The sequence below is a fragment of the Bradyrhizobium sp. USDA 4353 genome (assembly GCF_054063215.1).
Genome location: NZ_JBSSGB010000001.1, coordinates 3,098,563 through 3,120,536, shown reverse-complemented (window position 1 = coordinate 3,120,536; position 21,974 = coordinate 3,098,563). Strand labels below are relative to the sequence as shown.

Below are 21,974 nucleotides of genomic sequence, written 5' to 3'. Positions count from 1 at the left end.
TCATCACAGCGCCTTTCCTGAGGGCCTGGGCATCACCGGGCTTGCGACATCGTCCCGCCACGACAGGACACGGTATGGCTCGTCCCCGTCGCCCAGCAGGATGACGGCCTCAGCCGCGGCGCGCCGCCCGGCATCGAAGGCGATCGTGATCCCCACACGGAAGGCGTCGCCGACCTCCAGCGTCGTCCCGACACGCGCGGCTCCTAGCGCCGATGCCAGCGATCTTGCCTCGCGTCGGAGACCGGCGCGCTGGTCAAGGAAGCTCTTCAACACATCCTGGGTCATGCCAGGCAGCGCGGCGACGACTTCGGGCGCCGCCTCCAGCGGATCGATCTCACGCCGCCCGCTGAAGACGGTCACGAACGGCATCGCCTGGTCGACCAGGGCCGGCGGAATCTTGAGCACCAGACGAAGCTCCTCGACATTGGCAAAGGACGCCCCCCGCGGCGTGTAGTCCATCCCCGCGGTGCGATAGAGCTCACGCTCGGAATCGGCAGCGTTCTCGGCCGGCGGCGTCCGCCAGCCGATGATCCGCTCGGCATACTCATTGGCCCTGTCGGCGCGAGCGCCCAGCGCGGCGAACAGATTGGCGAGCATCTGCTGGGACGCATGATTGAGATCGATGCGGCCTGCTTCGGACCGGAACACGACCGACACCTGTGCATGATCGAGCCGGAACGAGAATGCCCCTGCGGGCGAGCGCTGCGACTTCGGCGTGGCGGTGAGCTTGTAGGCGGCAAGCTCGAGGCCCGCGGAGACCAGCGCGCCGGATCGCATCCGGGCGTCGTCCAGCGAGAGCCGTTGGACCGTGCTGACGAGATAGACCGAGAGGGCTCCCGCCAATCCGGCCAGCGAGATCAGGATCCAGAGTGCTGCAACCAGCACGAAGCCGCCTTCGCGATCATGGCCTCCGGCGTCTGTCGAGATGGTGGCGCCGCCCATAGTCATGGCTCCGACCTTGCCGCAGCGCGCCCGATCGTCATGTCCGCCTGCGGGGTCTGCCTGTCACATGTCCGGTCTGCCGGGCTACAGACGCTGTCGGCCGGAGCCGAGATATGGATCAGCGCGATCCGCGAGATCGGCGGCGCGCTCGGATCGGCGGTGTTGCGCACCGTCACGCGGACCGCTGCCGGCAGCTTCTCGGCGCCCTGCCATGACGGCACCCAATTTCGCTCGGCCCCTGCATAGGTAAACGACACGCGGTAAGGCGCCTGCAGCAGCACGATGGGATCGACGAGCTCGCGCGCACTGCCGGGCGCGAACCCAGCGCGTTTTCGGACGAGCACCGCGCCGTCACCGTCGCCGATTTCCGAGATGCGAACCAGATCGAGCCCACGGCCGCTCCGAGGTCCCAGCGAGACCCTGATGAAGGTGACCGACGTTTCCGATCCTTCGAACAGCACAGACTTGGTCTGACCATCGGGCCGGATGAACTCCGCAGCCGCGATGTCGGCGCTGATGCGGTCGAGCGCGACGCTCAGCGATTCATTGCGTTGGATGCGATGCAGGCCGCGATTCCAGTTCGGGATCCACTGCGCGGTGATCGCCGCGAGGGCCGAGACCAGCAGCCCCATCAGCGCCATCGCGACCAGGACTTCGATCAGCGTAAAGCCGGCCTGAGGATGATCGGAGCGACGCGCCATCACTCGGCCTGCCTTCGGAACAGACGGATGGTCTCGACCTCCATGGTCGCGCCGGATGGCGATCGAACCTGCAGCGTGATCCGTTGCGGCGTCCACGCGGACGCACCGGCATCCGCCGCGAATGGCTGCGCCTGCGCGCGCCAGGCATGAGCCATCGTCTCCCCGGACTGCGTCCGCGCAGCTGAAAGACGCGACGGGAAGGCCAGCCACAGCGCGTTGTGAGCCGCCTGCACCAACGCGACATGCTGCTCCAGCCTGCGGCTTCCACGGCTCGACGAGCCCATCAGAGCCGCGATCGCGACGAGCGAAACCGCGACGATTGCGAGCGCAACCAGCGTCTCGATCAGCGTGAACCCGGCGGCCCGGCTATGGTTTGGTGAAGCCAGCATGCGAGGCCACTTCGATCCTTCCGGTCAGCCAGTTGACGTGAATTTGGTAGCCGGCGTCGAGATGCGTCAGCGTGATGACGCCGCCGCACGATCGTCCCGAGCCGAAGAAGCTGATGGCCTCGAATGACGGCCGATCATCGCAGTTGCGCGGCAGCATCGTCTCGACCCGGACGTCGTCCGGAAAACGGACCACCTGCCCGCTCGTCCCCGAGCGGATCGCCCGCAACCGCGCATCGATGTGCGTGGTGACCGCGAGCCCGCGACGGATGGCGGCATTTCGATCGGCCTTCAACACCGCAGCCGCTTCGAGCGCATAGGCCTCCAGCCGCGGCCGCGAGGTCTGCCTGGACATGGCCGGCAACGACACGGCCGCCATCAACGCGACGATCGCGAGCACACAGACCACCTCGAGGAGCGTGAAGCCGGCCGTGCGGCCGTCGCGGTCTTCCATTCCTATCGACCACCGACGGCGACGGAGGAGGAGATGTCGGTGGCGAGATCGGTGCCGCCCTCCTGCCCGTCCGATCCATAGGAGACGATCTCGTAGGGCACCTGCTGTCCCGGAGACCGGTAGACATAGGCATGATTCCACGGATCGCTCGGAACGTTTCCTCCCTTGAGATACGGTCCGGCCCAGCCCGGAATGGTCGATGCCGGCCGCACCAGCGCCGTCAGGCCTTCCGAGGTGGTCGGATAGCGTCCGGTGTCGAGGTAGAACAGATCGAGCGCGCTCGAAAAGCTCTGGATCTGAATCCGCGCCGTCTTGACCCGGGATTCGTTCAGCGACGACAGCACGCGCGGGCCGATCAGGCCCATGATCATGCCGATGATAGCGATGACGACCAGCATCTCGACCAGGGTGAAGCCGCCCTCAGGATCATCGCTTCCGATCTGGCTGGGCGTTGATGTTTTGGAATGATCGTCCATGATCTCTATCCGACGAGTTGGGTCACCGAGAGGAGCGCGCTCATCACCGATACGATGAGGCCTCCGACGACGGTGCTGATGAGAATGATTGCGGCAGGCCCGACGATTCCCACGATACGGTCGAGGCTGCGCTGCAGCTTGGCCTCGTAGAACTCGGCGATGCGGCCGGCGAGCACCGGCAATTGTCCGGTCTCCTCGCCGATCCGGATCATCCGCACAGCCATCGGCGGCAGAATGTCCACCGCCGCCACGGCATCGGAGAGCTTGCCGCCGTGTCGAACGCGGTCGGCGGCAGCACTCCACGTGGCACCGCTGCCGGTGACCGACATGATATCGACCAGGATGCGTAAGATCGCCGTCAAGGTCAGCCCGCTGCCGAGCAGGATCGAGAGGTTGCGGCAGAATACGCTGGTGCGGTACGACCGAAACACCGTCGCAAGGCCTGGCAGCCGGCAAAGCCACGCGATCACGGCGGCGCGCACGCTCGCGCGGCCAAGCAACAGAGCAGCCGCGACCACCATTGCGCCGGCGGCGAGCGCGAGGGCGGGAGCGTTGCCGCGCAGGAAATCCGAGATATCGAGAAACGTGGTGATGGTCGCGTCGCTCCTGGCGCCGAAGTCGCGCAGCACGGTCGAGAACTGCGGAAGCACGACGACAAAGAAGAACAGCATCACCAGACAGGCCGCGATGAGGACGAACAGCGGGTACTGCATCGCATCGGTGAGCTTGCGACGCGTCGCTTCCGCGCGGGTCCGCTCGGCGCCGAGCATGTCGAGCACGTGGTCCAGCGTTCCGGAGGCCTCACCGACCCGCACCAATGCAAGATACATCGCGGGAAACTGCCGAGGATGATGCGCCAGCGCCTCGGCGAGGCTCTCTCCTGCAAGGATGCTCGACCGCAAGCGGCCGACGATCGGGCGCAGTCTCCCGATATCCGCATCGCCCGCGAGAAGGTCGAGCGCATCCTCCAGCCGCGCGCCCGCCTTCAGCAACAACGCCAGATCGCGCGTGAAGATCGTGACATCGGACGGAGTCGGACTACCGAACCAGGCCAGCGTGTCCCGCGCGACAGCGCCCCCCGCTCTCTCCTCGAACGTCTCGATCGGCAACAAACGCAGATATTCGATGCGATCCATGACCTCCTTGGCCGTCGCGGCCGAGATCGTGCCGTGAACGACGTCACCAGTCTCGGTCAGGGCGCGATAGCGGAAGGTGCTCACCGGCTCACCGTAACGTTGTGACGCGCAGGACTTCCGCGACCGATGTCGCTCCGGCCCGGCACTTGGCGACGCCGTCATCGAGCATCGTCGTCATGCCCCGGCGAATGGCAGCGCGGTCGATTGCGCTTGCGTCGGTCGCACCCTGGATCAGGGATCGGATCTCCAGATCGAGCTCGAGAATCTCGAAGATGCCAAGCCGGCCGCGATAGCCGGTGGCACCGCAACTCTCGCAGCCGACAGGCTCATAGACGGTGTCGCCGGCGCCGAAGCCGACCGCTGCGTAACGGGGGTCGGCACTGAGATCGCCTGCGCTCAGCGTTCGCTTCGCCCTGCACCGTTCGCACAACCTGCGGACCAGCCGCTGCGCGATCACCGCCCGCAGGGTCGAACGGAGCAAGAAATCCTCCACACCGAGATCGAGCAGCCGCGGCACGGCCGCCGCAGCATTCTCGGTGTGCAAGGTGGTAAGCACGAGATGGCCGGTGAGCGCCGCGTGAACCGCCACGTGGGCGGTCTCGCCGTCACGCACTTCGCCGACCATGATGACGTCGGGATCCTGTCGCACGAAGGATCGCAATGCCGAGGCAAAGGTCAGCCCGATGGCCGGCTTGACCTGCGACTGGTTGATGCCCGGCAGCTCATATTCAACCGGATCCTCGATGGTCAGGATCTTCCGCGTCGGCTCGTTGAGAATCGAGAGCGCCGTCGCCAGCGTCGTGGTCTTGCCGCTGCCCGTCGGGCCGCAGATCACGATCATGCCGTGCGGCAGCGCCAACAGCCGGCGGAGCGAGCGATCGTCGTGCGCGGAAAAGCCGAGCTTCTCGATCGCGAGCAGTCCGCGATCCCTCGGCAGCAGCCGGATCACCGCGGACTCACCATGTTGCGTCGGCATCATCGCGACGCGAACGTCCAACTCGGAGCGGCCGACCTGCAGCCGTGCGGCCCCATCCTGAGGCAGCCGCCGCTCCGCGATGTTCAGGCCGGCGACGATCTTGATCCGCGAGATCACCGCTTGCGGCAGCACGCCGGCCGGAGAAGAGACCGGCTTCAGCAGGCCGTCAACGCGCATCCTGATCGACAGCCCGCTGCGCATCGCTTCGACATGGATGTCGCTGGCACGCAGCTCGACCGCCTGCTCCAGCAGATCGTTGACGGCGCGCACCACGGGCGCTCCGGCTGCGAGGTCGCGCAGGCTTTCGATATCGTCCTCACGCAGTTGCGGCTGCGCCGTCTCGACGCGTGAGGGGAGATCGTCCTCATCCGCGAGCCGGCTCAGCGCCGCGGAGATGTCCTCGGCCGACGCCACCACCAGCGCGACAGGGCCGCCGAACACCAGCTCTGCCGCACGGGCCGACGCCGTGTCGCCGGGATCGGCGACCGCAAGGCACCGCCCATGGCGCGCCGATTGAAACGGGAAGACGATCGTCTCTCGCAGGAAACGCCGGGAAAAATGGTCAGCCAAGGGCTCGGCGGCCAGCAGCTCCGAGAGCGTGATCCGCGACAATCCGAGTTGCCGGGCGATGTCGTCGGCGCTCCCGCCAGACATCGTATCGGTCGCTGTTTCCGACCCCTCAGTCCGCTCATGCCGCATGCCGCCGAGCCGGGCGAGATCGCGGTCCTGCAGATCGTCGGTCGGGCGATGATGAGAAGTCGAGGCCATGGCGCTTCCCGTGATGGAGCGGATCCGACCCGCTCATGCCCTGGGCACGATCGCGATCCTTCGGATGACACCCTTCTTTGTCAGGACCAAAGATGACACTTATGAGATCGCCGAATTAGAACAACTACAAACCAGGTGCCGGCACACCTACGTTCGACGTTCCGAATCGACTTCGCTGCCATTCCAATGAGAGCTGCTGCCCCTCGACGATCTGCTCTCGCGACATCTTCAACGCGACCGCATTGCGAATTCGCAAGTAAGGCTCGCGTTGCCGGTGCGATGCCGCGGCAGCGGCGAGGCTCAGCCATTTATAGGCCAGCACGATGTCCTGATCGACGCCGTGGCCCTTGTCGTAGCTGAGCCCGAGCAGGTGCTGAGCCGCCGGGTCGCCGTGCTCGGCAGCAGCGATGTAGAGCTCCGCCGCAGCGTCGTAGGATTGCGGGACGCCGAAGCCGTTGTCGTACATGTAGCCAAGCGCGGTCATGGCTCGCGGCTGGCCGCGCTGCGCCAACGGCCCGAGCAGAGCGGCAGCGCGGACGTAATCGCCGCGCGCGAGTGCGGCCCATCCGTCGTCACGACCTCGCGCAGCCGCCGCGGGGACTCCGACCGCGATGGCGAGGGTACTGGCCAACAGCGTCGCATGCCATCTCATCGACTGACCCGCGACGTCTGGAGGGCGCTCGTCGACACCGGCCTGATCGTTCCGCGCAGCTTCGAGCGAAGCTCCTCGGCGACATAATGGGCATCTGTGCCGTCGCGAATGATCTGCGGGCGGATGAAGATGATCAGCTCGGTGCGACCGCGGCTGCGATCATTGTTGCTGAACAGCTCGCCGAGACCCGGGATCTGGTCGATTCCGGGGACACCGTTCCGCGTCCCTTGCTGTGTCTCGCTGATCAGGCCGGCCAGCAGCACCGTCTGGCCGCTCGCCACGGCAACCGAGCTCTTCACCTTGCGCTGCGCCACCGTAGGCGTGAGGCTGTTGGCGGTCTGCGGCGAAACGTTGCTGATCTCCTGCTCGATCTCGAGCCGCACATTGCCGTTCTCGTTGACCCGCGGGGCCACGCGCAGGATGATTCCCGTGTTGCGGTAGTCGATCGTGTTCACCACGGTATTGTTGGTCGTCAGCACGGTGGCACTGCCGGTCGACACCGGCACCTGGTCGCCGACCTGCAAGGTGGCCGCCTGATTGTCGATCACCACCAGCGAAGGATTGGACAGCACCTTCACGTCGGTCACGGTATGCAACGCGCTCAGGATCGCGCTCGGCTGCGATTCCGACCCGATCAGAAAATTGAACCCCGGGAATGCGCGATTCAGGAAGGCGTTGGTGATCGTCCCCGCCGCCGATGCGACCGTCGTCGGCGCCGAGGTCGAGCTGGTGTTCAGCAGCGAGCCCTGATCCGGTTTCAGGCCAAGATTTTTGCTGGTGAGAAACGCCTGCACACCGTAGTTCAGGTTGTCGTTCAGCGTGACCTCGGCAATCGTGGCGTCGATCGCGACCTGCAACTGCGGCCGGTCGCATTGTCGCAGCGTGGCTTCGATGATGCGGTAGTTCTCCCGGTCGGCGTAGATCAGGAGCGTATTGTTGACGATGTCCGGCGTGATCCGCACGCCGTCCATCAGCGGCTTGCCGCCCGCGGCAGATGTGCGCGGCTCAGCTCCGGCATCGGCTGCGACCGGCGTCGGAGGCGGCGCGCCACCAAAGCCACGATTAGCGACCAGTCCGTTGTTGCCCGGCTGTCCCGAGAAGCTGCCGCTCGATTGCGCCGTCGTGCCGGCGGCCGAGAGCCGCTCGCTGCTCGACGTCGACATGGCACCGGATCCGGGAGCGAGATCGGTCGACGACACATCCGCGCTGCTCGCATTGCCCGTGAACATCTCGTTCAACACCCGGGCCATCTGTCGCGCTTCGCCGTATTTTACGCGGTAGACGTGGACGCTGTTGCGCAACGTGTTGCCGGCATCCAGCCGCTTGATCCAGGTCTCGGCGGTGTGCAGCAGCGCCGGCTTGCGGCTGATCACCATCACCGCATTCATCCGGCTGACGGTCTGGAACTTGACCATGTTCTGACCGAGCCCGCTCTCGCCCGTATCCATGATCTTCTCGAGCTCGGCCACGATCGGCTCTGGATTGCCGTTGGCGATCGGAAAGATTCCAACCGATTGGCCGCGCATCCAATCCGCATCGAAGCTGAGCGCGGCATCGACGGCGGTTCGGCGCTCCGCTCCCGTTCCTTGAATCAGCAGCAGGTTGCGGCCGGGATCGGCCCGCACCATTCCTGGCTTGAGCGCGAAGCTGTCGAGCAGCTTCAACAGTGTCGGAGCCGAGACATATTGCAGCGGCAGCGCCGTGATGCCGTAGCCAGCCTCCGTCGAGCCTCCGGGCGCATCGACCGTGCCTGCACCCGCGGCCTCGCCGAGCGGGATCAGCCGATAACCCGAGCCGTCGCGAACCAGCGCCGTTCCGGACAGCCGCAGTGCGTTCTCCAGCACATAGACCACGTCGGATTTCGGGACCGGGCGGACCGATGACAGGCTGACCGTGCCCTGAAGCCTCGGATCGATCGAATAGCCGACACCAAGGATGTCGCCGAGCACGACCTTGGCCACGGTCGCGATCGGCGTGTTCTCGAAATTCAGCTCGAAGCCGTTTCCGACAGCCTGCGAATGCGCCGCAACCTCTTGAACCGGGAGCGCGTTCGCAGCCGGCACTTCCGCGCGTGCATCGCGTGCGCTTCTTGCATCGTCGTTGCCGCCATAGATCTCCGCGCGGGCGCGGCGCGCCGCCGGCGACTGTTCGGGCATGACTTGCTTTGGGTAGCGCGGCGACAGATCGAGTCTCCCGACCTTGTCCATCACGTCGTCGCCGCGATTGTCACTGCCCAGCGTCGCCGGATTACATCCCGCAAGCGCCGCCGACATCACCGCCAGCGTTGCAAGCATGCGGCATCGCCGCCGGCCTCGGCTCAATTCACCAATCTTTACCACTCGCGCGCCCACCCGATGTGCCGAGTCCTTCGTCAGGTTTCCCCGGGACAGGTCGATCTTCGATCCGTCCCGGGGACCACTCCCCCCATTGGAAACAGGCCGCTGTCCGGAAGGCTGCGGCCTATCCCACGCGACTACCAGAGCCAGCCGACACCGGCGAGAACCCGGTCGGACATCGCACCGGTCGCGCTGTGATCGATGACCTTGGTGTAGTTGATCTTGTAGACCAGGCTCGGATTGGGGAAGATGGCCAGACCGACATCGTGGAAGGTCATGTCGCCGCTGCCCGTCGGGTTGTTCAAACCGTTGAGGATGTCGGCGCCAAGCATGCCCGACGTCTGGAAGTTCTGGCGCGTGTAGCGATAGAACGGCACGATGTCATAGTCGTTGGGCGCCCTGAAGTGATAGGCGACCTCGGCCGAATAACCCCACATGCTCTTGCCGACATTGTTCGTGTCGTCGAGATCGTTGTTGGCCCGCAGGTTCTCCGGGTTGGAGAAATGCACATAGGCATATTCGCCGCGGAACTCGAGCCCGGTATTGGGAACGCGATACCGAGCCTCAGTATTGAAGATCGTCATCGCATTCCTGCCGAGCGGCGTCTCCGTGCCGTCGGCCTGCGTGGCATAGGCGCCGCGCGGCGTGACGTTCGGCGAATAATAGATCGCCGAGCTGCCGGCAAATCCGGGAAGGAACGACGGCGCATAGCTCAGCCGGAACGTATAAGCGAGCTCATTGCTCATCTGGCGGAAGTCGCCGATGGGCGCGCGCGACAGCGCGAGCGCCTCCGAGCCGCTGATGCCGGCCTCGTAACCGCCGGGGACGATATGGCCATTGTCACCACGATGGGCGAAATCGTCGCCGAAATCCTCGGCGCTCTGGCTGACCTGGAACTGATAGTTCAATCCGTCCACGATCTTGCCGTAGAAGCCGGCAGCCGGGGCATACCAGGTCGTCGGGATCAGCCCGTTGGCGAGCTCGGGCCGCTGCACGCTATAGAACAGCGTCGGCTCATGATAGAGATTGGTGAACGAGATCGGGATCAAATCGACACCCGGCGATCGCAGGGTGAAGTGATCGTTGAACTTGATGTCGAAGAAGGCCTGCTCGACCTCGACGGCGCCGTGCAGCTTGTCGTCATTGTCGAACGCGGTGCCGCCATGCTCCCATTCCAGCTCTGCATTGAAGGTGATGTTGTCGCTGACCTGATACGTCGGTAGCAGCACCAAGCGGGCCATGTCGAAGCCGCTCTGCCACTGGCCGTTGGCGGCAGGGTTCTGCGTCGAGCCGAGCTTGATCTCGCCATACATGCCGATCCGCATCCCCGGCACTGGCGACGGTGCGGCGCCGAACAGATCTCTCCCGGGCGGTGGAGCAGCCTTGTTGATATCAGCAGCCGGCAGGAATTTCGGCTTGGGGTCGGAGTCCGCGAATGCGGCGGCCAGTCGCGAGACAGGAGACGGCGATTGCGGCTCGGAGACCGCTGTCGACCCCGACTTGACGTCCTTCGAGCTGGCAAACGCCATGGCGTTGACGCTGGGCTGAGCGCTCGTCTGCGGCGCAGTGCCGGATGCCTTTGCGGCGCCTGCCTGGGCGTCCTTGCCGGTCAGCCCGACTGGGTCAGATGAGCGCCTGGACGCGAGTGACGCGGATTGCCCGACGCTGGCCGTCTTCTTCGCCTTGGCATCCTTCAGCTCGCCCTGGAGCGTATTGATGCGCTGCTCCATGGCATCAAGCTTCGCCATCAGCGCCTTGACCGCCGCGCTCTCGGCCGGCCGCGAATGCGCGTCGTCGGCCGCCCGGGCAGCACCCGCCGTGAGCGCCAAGGTGGATACTGCGGCAAGCAGAGACGAGCAGAGTATTCCGCGGCTGCGAGCTGAACGAGCGCCATGCCGAGCGGTCGAAGCAACAGGGTGTGGAGATGCCGGATCGCCGGCGCGCTCAATACTGCAGCTAGTCAATCTCATCAGTCAGACCTCCCCATGATTGTCGCGCGGACGTAGATCCCCTGCCCGCGCGACCGAAACTGCTCGCGCATAACTGCAAGCCATTCGCGCTAGAGGCGGGCGATGTCGATACTTGGGCTGGCGAGCGATGTCCGCGTGTCAGCACTTTGGCTGCGCGAGCCGAAGACGCTCGGACGAGCAAGGCGGCGCCTCGGCCGGCGGCTCGTAATTAGATCCTTTGCGCCGAGCTAAGTAATTCAGTTCTCTATGAATTGCCCAACGCGAGATGCACCGCGCGCGAACGCCCGATGAGCACTCCGTCTGGTTGCATTTGCGCGCTCGCGTCGCGTCTTGTTTGGTGACGCCACACTTCCAGATCGATTGCCGCACTTCGACAGAGATTGCGGTGAGGCAATGGCGCAATCTTCAAGCAGCTCTTGAATCCAGTGAAGAAAAGCCGCTGCTGGCACAGTCCGGATTGCGGCGACATGACGCATGGCGGCTGAGGACCTCTGTCATGACGCGGAAATGAATACCTTCAACTGACAATCAAGGCAGCGCGCTCGGAGTAGAAAGCCGATCGTTTAAAGAGATTCTAAAACTCAATCGGTCGTCGCTCGCGCGACTTCTTTGAATGATTGTAAATCAGTTGGTCCGTCGTCCTAATCAGGCCTCTCACTAATATCCTCCCCATCATTACGCCGCATTGCCTTCACCTATTGCTGGCGAGTGAGTGTCGGCTGTCCCGCTTGCGAACAGTATTCGTGCCAGAGCTTGGACCGACGACATCAACCGACCGCATCTCGACTGCAGCCGTCAGACCGCCTTCGCAGATGGCGGCGGGTGGGGTTCGCTGCAGAGCCGGATGAGCCGGTAACAGGACGACCGAGAATGAACCGATCGCGCGCGTCACTGCGGCCATGATTGGAGGAGAGTCATGAACGCCATCCATCGGACGGAGGCAACGACCGAGCCATTGCAGGACCTGCTTGGTCAACTCCTGGAGACGATCGCCGATGACGCGGCGACAATAGAGCGTCTGTCAGACCATGAGCTTGGGGATCGACGGCGCCATGTCGTCCACCAGCATGAGCTGGAGAAGCTGCCCGGCATCACCTTCAATACGTTCGATGCGGACGGGCCGGTATGGCTCTCGATCGAACACCTGCTTCCATCTGATCCGCCTGCTGTCGAGAGCGATCTGGCGAAATGGATCGAGGTATCCTCCGATCCGGACCGGCGTCCGTTGGTCCGGCAGCGTGTCACGGTCACTGTGTCGGAGGCAGAGAAGGAGCGGATGGTTGCCGACGGACACGCGCGCACGGACCTCTGCTCTCCGGCGTCTGGACGTGACGGGCTCTGGAACGTGCGGCTGCACCTGGAGCAGCGGACCGACGTGGTCGAACGCCTGGACCATTATCTCGGCGGTCCGTGGGCGGCGTGGGCCGCGATCGAGCGCCCGCGTCGCCGCACCATCGCGGCCTATCAGAAGCTCCGCGAGATGGCTCACGCCGCGGGATCCGGAGACCACCATCGTGGTTGCGAGATCGTGTGGGGTCTGGGCGTATCACGATGGCGTCGCAACGGACATGAGCTGGACCTGCCGCTGCTCGAACGGCTGGTCACGATTGAGTTTCTCCGTGGCGCCGATGCGGACATCCGCATAAGACCGCGCCTCGCCGGCGCGACCGCCAATCTGAAGGCTTTCGAGCCGCTCACACCGGCTGCAAAGGCGGCGGCCCACACGGCGGGACAGATGCTGGAGCGCGGCGGCGAGCTCTCGCCGTTCACCCCGGCCAGCTTCGAGCCGATCCTCAGTGCCATCGGCGCTCAGCTCGATCCGCAAGGCATCTACTGCCCGACATCGCCGGACTCGGCGCTGCTGCTGCCCGACGAGAGCGGGCAGCTGGTGGTGTCGGATCGCTGGGTGATCTTTGCGCGGCCGCGCTCGGAGGCATTGCTGCGGCAGGACCTTGAGCGCCTGACGCGAGCGATGGAATACACGTCGCCCGCAGAGTGCTGTCTCGCGGGCATGGGCCATCTTCTGCTCGGCGCGCCCGATCACGATACGATCGACAGCCGGCGCCGACGGCTGTCCGGCGTCATTGGCGATCCGATCGACATCGTCCCGGATGCGCAAGTGCCGACCGATCGCGGCGACCTGTTCTTTCCGCTCCCGACGAACTCCGACCAGATGGAGATCGTGCGCCAGCTTCAGCGGTCGAACGGGGTGATCGTGCGGGGCGCCTCCGGCCCCGACCGGCGGTCCGCGATCGCCAACGTGGTCTGCCACCATCTCGCGCTCGGCCTGCGCGTCCTGATCGTCTCTCGCAATGATCTGACGCTCTCGCTGCTCGCCGAGAAGCTGCCTGGTGCCGTTCGTGATCTCACGCTCGATCTGACGGGATCGGACAAGGACGTGCTGAAGCACGCCGAGAGCGTGATTGGCCGGCTGCAGTCGATCGTCGACGCCACGAGCCTGCGTGACCGGGCGGAACAGGTCAATGCGCTCGAGCAGAGTATCATTGCGACCAGCCATGCCATCAGCCGGCTCGATGAGGAGGTCGCTGACATCGCCAGCCGCACGGCGTTGCGGTCCGACGACGGCGCTCCGTCGTTCGAGGAGTTGGCGGAGCTCGCTTCCGACCGCGACGCCCATGCGTGGTTCACCGATCGGCCGCTGCGATTTGTGAGCGAGACCGACCTCCTTGTTGCGGCCATCGAGCAGGCGCGACAGGCCAGGCTGCGGCTCGGCGATGATCTCGCTTACGTCGATGATCACCTGCCCGACGTCGGCAGCCTGCCGGACGCCGCGACGATGGCGCGTCTGCATCATGATCTGCAGCCGATCACGACGCGGATGGCCGCGGACAAGGGTGACCAGCGGCTGGCGCATGAGATCATCGCGGCGATCGACGTTGAGGGCGCGGACCGGCTCGCCGGCGACCTCGACGCCTGGGCGGACGCGCATCGGATCGTCGCCGGCGAGCCATGGCTTGCAGCGCTGTCGCCGATTGGCGCGCCAAACGATGAGATGCCCGCAAGCGGCGGCATCCTGGTTGATTTTGCCCGCGACGCCTCAGCGCTGTTGGCCCGGCGCGGCGACTTCCTGGTGAGGCCGGTTGAGACGCCTGCCGACGCGTTCACCAATGATGCGCTGGTGGCGGCTGTCGAACGGCTGTCGTCCGGGCAACGGGCGTTCGCGACGCTGTCGCTGGCCGGGCGCGCGCTGAAGCAGGCATTGGAGGCGATCAGGGTCTCGGGATTCCCGCCAAAGGGCGCGGCCGATTGGGCCCATGTTCGCGACTATCTCACCTGGCGGCGTCACCTGCACTCGCTCGACGTCCGCTGGCGGTCGCTGGCGGCCGAGATCGGCGCGCCGTTGCCGCAGCAGGATTCGTCGAACGCAGTCCACGACTACGAGCGCGTCGTCAGGCAAGTCGAGACCGCGATCGTGAAGGCGGCGCTGGCGAAGCGGAATGTGCTGACGGCAGCGGCGAAGCTCTCGATGCCCGAGGGCGAGATCGATCGATTGCTGGCTGACGGACCAAGGCTCGGCTCGCTTGCATCGGTGATCAGGAGCGGCGCGACCCGTTTGGTGCAGCAGCGCGCGGAGCTCGCCAGGCTCAGCAAGCTGTTTGACGGCTGTGGTACGATCACTGCGCGCGCTCAGGCCGAGGTGCTGTCTCAGATTGGTCGTGACGACGTCGACGCCCATGACATCGAGACGCGCTGGACCGCGATGGTCGCCATGCTGCGCAGGCTGCATGAGCGGCGCCAGGATATCGAGCTCATTCAGGAGGTTTGTGCCGCGGCAACCGAGGCCGGAGCGGGAGCGCTCGCGAGGCGCATCAGAACCGAGCCCGCCCGCCATGACAGCGGCGATCCGGTGCTGGTCGAAGATTGGACCATGGCCTGGAACTGGGCCGTGTTGATGCGACAGACCGAAGCTCTCGGTCAGCATCAGCGCCTGCAGGATCTATCGGATCAGCGCTCGGCATTGGAGGCGCGGCTGCGTGAGCTGTTCGAGCAGGTCGTGGTCGCGCGGATGCAGCTCGACCTTGCGCAGAATACTGGGAGCGCCGTGCGACAGGCGTTCAACCTGTTCCTGACGACACTGCGCAAGTTGGCAACAACCTGCTCCGGTCCCAGCGCCTCCCGCCTGCGCCAAATGGCGCGCGAGACCCTCGAAGCTTGCCATGACGGCATTCCCTGCCACCTGATGCCGGCTTGGCGCGTCGCCGAGCACCTTCCCGCGCGGCTGGGTGCGTTCGATCTCGTCGTCGTCGACGACGCCTCTCAGTCCGACTTGCGCGAGCTCACCGTCCTCCTCAGAGGACGCAAGGTTCTCGCCGTCGCAGAAGATCATGTTGCGGATGAGATGGTCGGCGCAGCGGACGGCCTCGATGGCGCACCGATCTCCATGCGCCACCTCATGCCGCCGAAGGCGGCACTCTGTGAGCTGCTCCAACGTCTGTTCCCGAACCGGGTGATCCGGCTTCGCGAGCACGCCCGCCGCGTCGCCCCGCTTGCAGCTTCGATGGCCACTCCGTCACCGGCATTTGCGCCGATGCAAGCGCTGGCGGCTGGAGTCCATCTCTCCACGGCGCCGGCACACGCGGCGGAAGACGTGCCGGCATCGGCAGCAACACGCCCAGCCTCCTCGCTGGAAGACGAGATCGCCACGGTCGCTGAAGGCCTTTCGCTAGCCCGCCAGGACAGGCACGCCGAAGCGCCATTGCCGATGGAAGGTCCGGCGCCCGACTGGCTGCTCAGCCGGACAGATCCCGACGAAGCAGACAGCGAGGCGCGAGCATCGCGCCGATCGGCACGTCGCCTCTCGACCGCAGAGGAGCCGATCGTTGCGTATGACTTGCCCGCGCCGGCGCCGTTGGCGATCGTCGAAACCACGTCAACATTCAACGATGCTGTCGCACCGGCCGTTGCGACAACCGAGACGCCACCACCAGAGACGATCGCCACGCGCGTTCGGGCGCCCCGGCTGCGCAGCTCCACCGTCACTCATCATCTGCTGCATCGCCCGCTAGCTGATCAGGCGAGCGCGCAGCCGCGCCGCTCTCTCCGCCGGCGCGCCGTCGCGGCGGCAGCCGTCATCGCCCTGACGATGGTTGGCGGCTCGATCTACTGGCGACAAGCATCCGGTGGGATCACGACCTCCTGGCGCTCGGTCGCGAACCAGCTTGGAGCGTTCTGGAACGTCGCCTCGCCTGCGGCCGCGTTGCCGGACAGCACCGAGCCGCGCAAGGTCACGGCCGAGCGACTGACGCCGGACGGCCGGGCTGCGGCCAGCGGTCCGGTCGAGCCGGCTCAATCGCAAGCGGTGCTGTACCAGGAGGATGCGCAGGATCCGCTCGGCAAGCGCTATCTTGGCAAGGTGACCTGGCGCGTCGAGCCGGCCGCCGGCAGCGTGCCTGCCTCGCTCAAGGGCGATGTCGAGATCGACAAGCGGATGAAGGCGACGCTGTCCCTCCGACGAAACGTCGAAAGCGACATGCCGGCAAGCCACATCCTGGAGGTCAAGTTCAACCTGCCCGACGATCCCGCTCACGCGGGAGTCGAGACCTTGAAGGGCGTCAGCATGAAGGCCAAGGAAGCGGGCCGCGGTGCTGCCTTGGCCACTCTGACGGCCAAGGTCACGCCGGAATTCTTCATGATTGCACTGTCGGCCAGCGAGGTCGACACCAAGCGAAACGTCCTGCTCCTCAAGGGCAAGGAATGGATCGATATCCCGATCGTGTACAACGGGGGCAGCCGCGCCGTGCTGGCGATCGAGAAGGGAGCGGAGGGTGATCGCGCATTCAAGGACGCGTTCAGCGCCTGGGGACAATGAGCTGGAGGCGCTGCCGGCGCTTGGTAGCCCGCGCATGATGATAGGGCTCGACACCCTCGCGCCGTTGCAGGCCTCTGCCCGCGATGGGCAGGAGCGTCCGCAGGCTGCGATGGCTTATCCCGTGCCTTGCGACCGATGCGGTCGCGTCGTGCAGGTCGCGCTGAGCGCATTGCGCGCGCCGAGCTTTCATGATCTTGCGGCACAGATTTCGTGTCCCGATATCCAGGAGCGCCGAACCAGGTCCGACCGCGGACTGCTGCTGATGATGTGCGGCGCTCTCCAGCAATCGCTCGCCGAACGCTGCGACCGCGCCGACGTCGAGGCGACTGCGCCCAGCCGAGGTGAAGCGCGACAGGTCGTCTGCAGCATCCCCGGCGTCTCGACCGCTCACTACACGCCGAACGAGGCGCGCAGCCAGGCTGACATCTGGCAGGTGCACGGACAGTTGAAGCTGGCCGCACGGCTTCGTGAGGCTGCCGCAACCGCGGAGCGCAGCCCGCTGCTCAGAACCGCTGTTGCGGCTGGCCTCGGCGCCTTGTTGCTCGCAGCCGTCGGCAGCTCTCTCCTGCTCCTGCGCGCGCCGGTCGCGTCAACCTCGACGCCGCCGCAAACGGCCGAAGCATCCAGCTCGTCGTCGGACTCCGCCCCCATCGAACCTGCCTCGCGCGCTGCGAGCGTGCAGGCCGTCTCGACCGCGGCTGCGCCCCCGGCCATGTCGCAGGACTCGCCGGCATCCGATGCTCCGACCGACACTCCGCCGGTCACACAGGTCCCAGCCGCGACGCTCGCTGCGGAGGCCGCGCCGTCTGCGCCGGCTTCGCCCTCTGCCCAGGATCGGCAGGCGAACATCCGCTTGCCTGATGTCGTGATGATCCCCGGCGGAAGCTTTGCGATGGGCGGCACCGAGAGCTCCGAGCTTCCGGTCCACCGCGTCACGATCAAGCCGTTTGCGCTCGGCAAGTACCCGGTCACGATCGGCGAATGGAAGGAATGCGTCGCCGACAAGGCCTGCGCCGACGTCACGAGCGGCCCGGACGACAACCCCGTCACCAATGTGAGCTACGAGGACGCCGCGGCCTATCTGGCCTGGCTCTCGCGGACGGTCGGCAAGCCGTTCCGCCTTCCGAGCGAAGCCGAATGGGAATATGCGGCGCGCGCGGGGGCGGCCACGAAGTTCTGGTGGGGCGACCAGATGCGCGCCGGAATGGCCAATTGCAACGGATGCAACGAGAGCGGCGCGGCGCCGCAACTGATGAAGGTCGGATCCTTCCAGGCCAATCCATTCGGCCTGTTCGACATGGGCGGCGGCGTCGACCAATGGGTCGCCGACAGCTGGCACAAGACCTATCAAGGAGCGCCGTCCGATGGCTCGGCATGGCTTGAGGAGCAGAGCTACGTCCACGTCATTCGCTCGGGCTCGTGGAAGAAGGACGCGAGCTATGCCCGCAGCGGAAGCCGCGATCGCTATGACGGGCGGATCAGATACCCCACCCACGGCTTTCGCGTCGCGCTTTCGCTGTGAGACCTAACGCCCGCTTGGGGCCAATGCCGGTGGGCGTCGTCCTCAGCCGGGCGAAATTTCCGTCAGCGCGGAGCGACCTGCTACCTTGAATCAGCAGGAAGCACGTTCTGCGCTCCTCTTTAGTCTAATTCTTATCGGGAATCGTCGGGGAAGCCTGATCGGAACCTCAATTTCGCCGCGCTTGGTTCCATTCATGGACCGGCCGCAAGGTGCCTTATTTGTAGAAGTTTGTGAGTAGAGTGTTGTGGGAAGCAAGACATCGGCGCGATCGGCGCCGCGATCCGATCTGACGTTTTGGCGAGGATTCCATCATGCATCGGTTGCGAGCGTCTTACTGGCCATCGTGGCCGCGACGCTGACGCTCGTCCCGCTTCACGCGTGGGCGCAGAGCAGGAGCGCGCCGAAGGACGCCTACGTCTACTTCATTTCTCCGACCGATGGCGACACCGTGAAGAGCCCGTTCTGGTGCCGCTTCGGGCTGCGCAACATGGGCGTGACCCATGCAGGCGACAGCTTCTCCAACACCGGCCACCATCATCTCCTGATCGACAATGACGAGCGCATCAGCCCCGGTGAGCCGATTCCGCAGGACAAGAAGCATCTTCATTACGGCGGGGGCGAGACCGAGGCTCTCATCGAGCTGCCTCCGGGCAAGCACACGCTGCAGCTCGTCATGGGCGACGGCATGCACTTCAACTTCGATCCGCCGCTGATGTCGAAGAAGATCACGATCACCGTTGAGGGCGGCTCGCAGCGCCGCAGCCGGCACGTCGCGCAGGCTCATGGACGATCGAAGACTCGCATGGCGCGCCCTGCCGAAACCCCGACCGCAGAAGCGCCGCCGCCCGACCCGTCAAAATCGGCGGGCGCTGCCGATTTTCTCAAGAGCCTGTTCGCGGGTCCCAAGTGATCGCCGGATCGCCCGGCCGTGAGCCGGGATCGACAGACGATTGCGCTTTGCAGAAAGGAGTGCAGGGAAAGATGGTAGCGGGGGAGGGACTCGAACCCCCGACCCCAGGATTATGATTCCCGTGCTCTAACCAGCTGAGCTACCCCGCCACGGCATTCGATCAAGGGTGAGGCCGGTCAGTGAGCGCGGCGAACCTTGCGAACGGGCGGCATATAAGGAGCCGTTCCGTGCCCTGTCAAGCAAACCTCGCGGGCTGTCACGGTTTTCGTGCCGGCGACTTTATCCCTGTTCCTCAATCCTTTGGATCGTTCGCAAGCGCGCGCACAGCCGATGGCCAAGGCAATGGCGTCGCGGGGCTTTCGGGGCCTTACTTCGGCTGCACGTTTGGATTGCCACCGGGGCTGCCGGGCGGCGGGATCACTGGCGTCGTGCCCGCGTCGGGGGTCGGCGCATGCATCTCGGGATCCACGCCGCTCGGCGGGCACAGCACGCCATTGGTCTTGGCGAGCTTGTCGCCCAGCGGCTCGCCGGCGCGGCCGGTGGTGATGCCGTCCGGCGTCGGCGTCGCCCGCACATTCGGCGCGCAGGCGGCATTGGCGTCGGGCGCCGGTGCAGTCGCCTGCGGCGGCGTGGCCGGCGTCGGCGGGGCCTGGGCATGAGCCAGAGTGGTGGCCGATGCCAGCACGACGGCGAGGAACAATGACTGTCTGATGCTCATGGCGGAGCAACGCGAACCCCGCCTTCGCGTTCCGAGCCGACGGCCCATGCAGCGAGCCAACGCCGCGGGCTCAGCTCTTGCGATAGCGGATCAGCGAGAAGTGACCGAGCGGCGGCATCGGCCGGCGTTCAGCCAAGGTAACGCCGCCATGCTTGGCGGCCCAATTCACCAGCCGCGCCCACGGGAACTCCGGCCGCCAGCCGAGCCGGCGCGCGATCGGCGCGAAGCCGAGCTCGAAGAGGCGGCGCGGACCGCTCTCGGCGCCGATGTGGTTGACCAGGATCAGCTCGCCACCCGGCTTCAACACGCGGACGAAATCATCCAGCGTCGCTTCGGGATCGGGCACCGCGGTGATGACGTATTGCGCGACGACGGCGTCGAAGAAATCATTGGGAAAGGCGAGATGCTTCGCGTCCATCACCGCGAGCGTCTCGACATTGAACAGCTTCAGCTCGCGGACGCGCGCCTGCGCCCGCCGCAGCATCGGCTCGGAAATGTCGACGCCGCAGATCTTGGTGGTCCGGGCATAGTCCGACAGCGACAGCCCAGTGCCGACGCCGACGTCGAGAATGCGCCCGCCGATGCGATCGGCTTCCGCGATGGTCGATTGGCGCCCGTGATCGAAGACCTTGCCGAACACCAGATCATAGATCGGCGCCCAACGCTCGTAGGCCTTTTCGACCCCCGCGCGGTCGATGTCCCCCATGCCCCTGCCCTGAATGATGTGTGCTGATCAGCCGCGAACCGGCTCGGCCACGCGCTGCGGCCTGAGGAGGCCGGCTTTCGCGCTGCTCTCGGCCACCGCGCTCTGGATGAAGCCACCGCCGAGCACGCGCGCGCGGCCCACGGCTGCGTCGTAGAACACGCAGGCCTGCCCCGGCGAGACGCCCTCCTCGCCACCGGCGAGCTCGACCTCGTAACTCCCGTCGGCGCCGCGCAGCCAGGCCGGCTGCGGCGGACGGGTCGAGCGCACGCGCACGAACAGCTCGAGGCCGTCGCGCACGGCCGAGTCCAGCGCGCCGTCGCCGATCCAGTTGACCTCGCGCAAGGTGATGCGATGCGTCCGCAGCGCCTCCCGCGGACCGACGACGACACGGCGCGTCGCGACCTCGAGCTTGATCACGTAGAGCGGCGCCCCCGCGGCAATGCCGAGGCCCTTGCGCTGACCGATCGTGTAGTTGGCGATGCCCTGATGCGTGCCGAGCACGCGGCCATTGAGATCGACGATCTCGCCGGGCTCCATCGCGTTCGGACGCAGCTTGCCGATGATGTCGGTGTAGCGGCCGGTCGGGACGAAGCAGATGTCCTGGCTATCGTGCTTGTCGGCGACCTCGAGCCCGAAGCGGCGCGCAAGCTCGCGCACCTCCGGCTTGGTCATGTCGCCAAGCGGAAAGCGCAAGTAATCGAGCTGCTCGCGGGTCGTCGCGAACAGGAAATAGCTCTGGTCGCGATCGGAATCCGCAGCGCAGACCAGCGCGCGCGATCCGTTCGCGAGCCGGCGCGAGGCCACGTAATGGCCGGTCGCCAGCACCGAGGCGCCGAGCTCGCGCGCGGTCTTCAGGAGATCGCCGAACTTGATGGCGCGGTTGCACTCGATGCACGGCACCGGCGTCTCGCCCGAGGCATAGCTCGCGGCGAAATTGTCGATCACCGACTCGCGAAAGCGATCCTCGTAGTCCAGCACGTAATGCGGAATGCCGAGCCGCTCGGCGACGTTGCGCGCGTCGTGGATGTCCTGGCCGGCGCAGCAGGCGCCCTTGCGATGCGTCGCCGCGCCATGATCGTAGAGCTGCAGGGTGATGCCGACGACGTCGTAGCCTTCCGACTTCAACAGCGCAGCCGTGACCGACGAGTCCACGCCGCCGGACATGGCGACGACGACCCTGGTGTCCTCGGGACGGCCTTCGAGATCGAGACTGTTGAGCATGGTCAGGTCACTGCGATCGCGGCATCAGGCTGCGGGTCCCCGGCACGGGAACACCGCGCATGTGCCGTCTTTGCGGATGGCTTGCTTCCAGCGATGTCCGGACACGGTCTCCCGGTCGGAAACAACACGAGACGCATCTGTCTTTAATATAGGCGCACTTCCTGCGAAGCAATCGCGCTGGCCGCGGACCGCCGCGGCAAATCTTGCCGGCCGGGCAGAAATGGCGGGGATGCAGCGCCGGCGCCCCTTCCCTGCCTCTCGAATAAACCA

Annotated in this window: 16 protein-coding genes and 1 tRNA gene; 3 read left to right on the top strand and 14 right to left on the bottom strand. The window is 65.8% G+C overall.

All coding sequences use genetic code 11. The features are described from left to right. Window positions 1–3: 3 nt before the first annotated feature. From ACVILH_RS13775 to ACVILH_RS13730, 10 genes are all read right to left on the bottom strand, one after another. Window positions 4–948 (bottom strand): general secretion pathway protein GspK, encoded by a 945-nt coding sequence (locus tag ACVILH_RS13775; protein ID WP_456713370.1) that lies wholly within the window; start codon window positions 946–948, stop codon window positions 4–6. After that, on the bottom strand, window positions 945–1,643 hold the full coding sequence (locus ACVILH_RS13770) for a PulJ/GspJ family protein (RefSeq protein ID WP_456713369.1): 699 nt from the start codon (window positions 1,641–1,643) through the stop codon (window positions 945–947). The genes ACVILH_RS13775 and ACVILH_RS13770 overlap by 4 nt, the downstream gene beginning before the upstream one ends. Further along, a complete protein-coding gene (locus tag ACVILH_RS13765; RefSeq protein ID WP_456713368.1) occupies window positions 1,643–2,032 on the bottom strand; it encodes a PulJ/GspJ family protein in 390 nt (129 codons plus the stop codon). The genes ACVILH_RS13770 and ACVILH_RS13765 overlap by 1 nt, the downstream gene beginning before the upstream one ends. Further along, entirely contained in the window at window positions 2,010–2,483 is a 474-nt protein-coding gene (locus ACVILH_RS13760) for a pilus assembly FimT family protein (protein ID WP_456713367.1), read from the bottom strand. The genes ACVILH_RS13765 and ACVILH_RS13760 overlap by 23 nt, the downstream gene beginning before the upstream one ends. Window positions 2,484–2,485: 2 nt before the next feature. Beyond that, window positions 2,486–2,959 (bottom strand): type II secretion system major pseudopilin GspG, encoded by a 474-nt coding sequence (gene gspG, locus ACVILH_RS13755; RefSeq protein ID WP_456713366.1) that lies wholly within the window; start codon window positions 2,957–2,959, stop codon window positions 2,486–2,488. Window positions 2,960–2,964: 5 nt separating this feature from the next. Next, window positions 2,965–4,179: a type II secretion system F family protein gene (locus tag ACVILH_RS13750; RefSeq protein ID WP_456713365.1), complete on the bottom strand. Its 1,215-nt coding sequence runs from the start codon at window positions 4,177–4,179 to the stop codon at window positions 2,965–2,967. A 4-nt stretch (window positions 4,180–4,183) separates the two neighbouring features. After that, window positions 4,184–5,839, bottom strand: coding sequence for a GspE/PulE family protein (locus ACVILH_RS13745; protein ID WP_456713364.1), 1,656 nt, complete (start codon window positions 5,837–5,839; stop codon window positions 4,184–4,186). 124 nt (window positions 5,840–5,963) lie between these two features. After that, window positions 5,964–6,323, bottom strand: a complete 360-nt coding sequence (locus ACVILH_RS13740; RefSeq protein WP_456713363.1) for a tetratricopeptide repeat protein — start codon at window positions 6,321–6,323, stop codon at window positions 5,964–5,966. 164 nt (window positions 6,324–6,487) lie between these two features. Next, window positions 6,488–8,785 (bottom strand): type II secretion system secretin GspD, encoded by a 2,298-nt coding sequence (gene gspD / locus ACVILH_RS13735; protein ID WP_456713362.1) that lies wholly within the window; start codon window positions 8,783–8,785, stop codon window positions 6,488–6,490. Between the two features lie 179 nt (window positions 8,786–8,964). Next, window positions 8,965–10,797, bottom strand: coding sequence for a hypothetical protein (locus tag ACVILH_RS13730; protein WP_456713361.1), 1,833 nt, complete (start codon window positions 10,795–10,797; stop codon window positions 8,965–8,967). A gap of 916 nt (window positions 10,798–11,713) precedes the next feature. Between ACVILH_RS13730 and ACVILH_RS13725 the strand changes: the two genes are divergently transcribed. From ACVILH_RS13725 to ACVILH_RS13715, 3 genes are all read left to right on the top strand, one after another. Next, window positions 11,714–16,627, top strand: coding sequence for a helicase (locus ACVILH_RS13725; RefSeq protein ID WP_456713360.1), 4,914 nt, complete (start codon window positions 11,714–11,716; stop codon window positions 16,625–16,627). Window positions 16,628–16,661: 34 nt separating this feature from the next. After that, on the top strand, window positions 16,662–18,149 hold the full coding sequence (locus ACVILH_RS13720) for a formylglycine-generating enzyme family protein (protein ID WP_456713359.1): 1,488 nt from the start codon (window positions 16,662–16,664) through the stop codon (window positions 18,147–18,149). A gap of 343 nt (window positions 18,150–18,492) precedes the next feature. Beyond that, window positions 18,493–19,059: a DUF4399 domain-containing protein gene (locus ACVILH_RS13715; RefSeq protein ID WP_456713358.1), complete on the top strand. Its 567-nt coding sequence runs from the start codon at window positions 18,493–18,495 to the stop codon at window positions 19,057–19,059. A gap of 72 nt (window positions 19,060–19,131) precedes the next feature. Here ACVILH_RS13715 and ACVILH_RS13710 read toward each other — a convergent pair. The 4 genes from ACVILH_RS13710 to mnmA all read right to left on the bottom strand — a co-directional run bounded on the left by ACVILH_RS13710 (window position 19,132) and on the right by mnmA (window position 21,704). Further along, a tRNA-Met gene (locus tag ACVILH_RS13710) sits at window positions 19,132–19,208 on the bottom strand. A gap of 218 nt (window positions 19,209–19,426) precedes the next feature. Beyond that, the gene (locus tag ACVILH_RS13705) at window positions 19,427–19,777 is read right to left on the bottom strand and encodes a hypothetical protein (protein ID WP_456713357.1); all 351 of its coding nucleotides are present in this window, start codon (window positions 19,775–19,777) and stop codon (window positions 19,427–19,429) included. 70 nt (window positions 19,778–19,847) lie between these two features. Beyond that, the gene (locus ACVILH_RS13700; protein WP_456713356.1) at window positions 19,848–20,483 is read right to left on the bottom strand and encodes a class I SAM-dependent methyltransferase; all 636 of its coding nucleotides are present in this window, start codon (window positions 20,481–20,483) and stop codon (window positions 19,848–19,850) included. A 27-nt stretch (window positions 20,484–20,510) separates the two neighbouring features. Then, entirely contained in the window at window positions 20,511–21,704 is a 1,194-nt protein-coding gene (mnmA, locus tag ACVILH_RS13695) for a tRNA 2-thiouridine(34) synthase MnmA (protein WP_456713355.1), read from the bottom strand. Between the last annotated feature and the right edge of the window lie 270 nt (window positions 21,705–21,974).

Coding starts and splice junctions, on each gene's coding strand:
- ACVILH_RS13775 (WP_456713370.1), bottom strand. CDS start 948: ATGACTATGGGCGGCGCCACCATCTCGACAGACGCCGGAGGCCATGAT.
- ACVILH_RS13770 (WP_456713369.1), bottom strand. CDS start 1,643: ATGGCGCGTCGCTCCGATCATCCTCAGGCCGGCTTTACGCTGATCGAA.
- ACVILH_RS13765 (WP_456713368.1), bottom strand. CDS start 2,032: ATGCTGGCTTCACCAAACCATAGCCGGGCCGCCGGGTTCACGCTGATC.
- ACVILH_RS13760 (WP_456713367.1), bottom strand. CDS start 2,483: ATGGAAGACCGCGACGGCCGCACGGCCGGCTTCACGCTCCTCGAGGTG.
- gspG (WP_456713366.1), bottom strand. CDS start 2,959: ATGGACGATCATTCCAAAACATCAACGCCCAGCCAGATCGGAAGCGAT.
- ACVILH_RS13745 (WP_456713364.1), bottom strand. CDS start 5,839: ATGGCCTCGACTTCTCATCATCGCCCGACCGACGATCTGCAGGACCGC.
- ACVILH_RS13740 (WP_456713363.1), bottom strand. CDS start 6,323: ATGACCGCGCTTGGCTACATGTACGACAACGGCTTCGGCGTCCCGCAA.
- gspD (WP_456713362.1), bottom strand. CDS start 8,785: ATGCTTGCAACGCTGGCGGTGATGTCGGCGGCGCTTGCGGGATGTAAT.
- ACVILH_RS13730 (WP_456713361.1), bottom strand. CDS start 10,797: ATGAGATTGACTAGCTGCAGTATTGAGCGCGCCGGCGATCCGGCATCT.
- ACVILH_RS13725 (WP_456713360.1), top strand. CDS start 11,714: ATGAACGCCATCCATCGGACGGAGGCAACGACCGAGCCATTGCAGGAC.
- ACVILH_RS13720 (WP_456713359.1), top strand. CDS start 16,662: ATGATGATAGGGCTCGACACCCTCGCGCCGTTGCAGGCCTCTGCCCGC.
- ACVILH_RS13705 (WP_456713357.1), bottom strand. CDS start 19,777: ATGAGCATCAGACAGTCATTGTTCCTCGCCGTCGTGCTGGCATCGGCC.
- ACVILH_RS13700 (WP_456713356.1), bottom strand. CDS start 20,483: ATGGGGGACATCGACCGCGCGGGGGTCGAAAAGGCCTACGAGCGTTGG.
- mnmA (WP_456713355.1), bottom strand. CDS start 21,704: ATGCTCAACAGTCTCGATCTCGAAGGCCGTCCCGAGGACACCAGGGTC.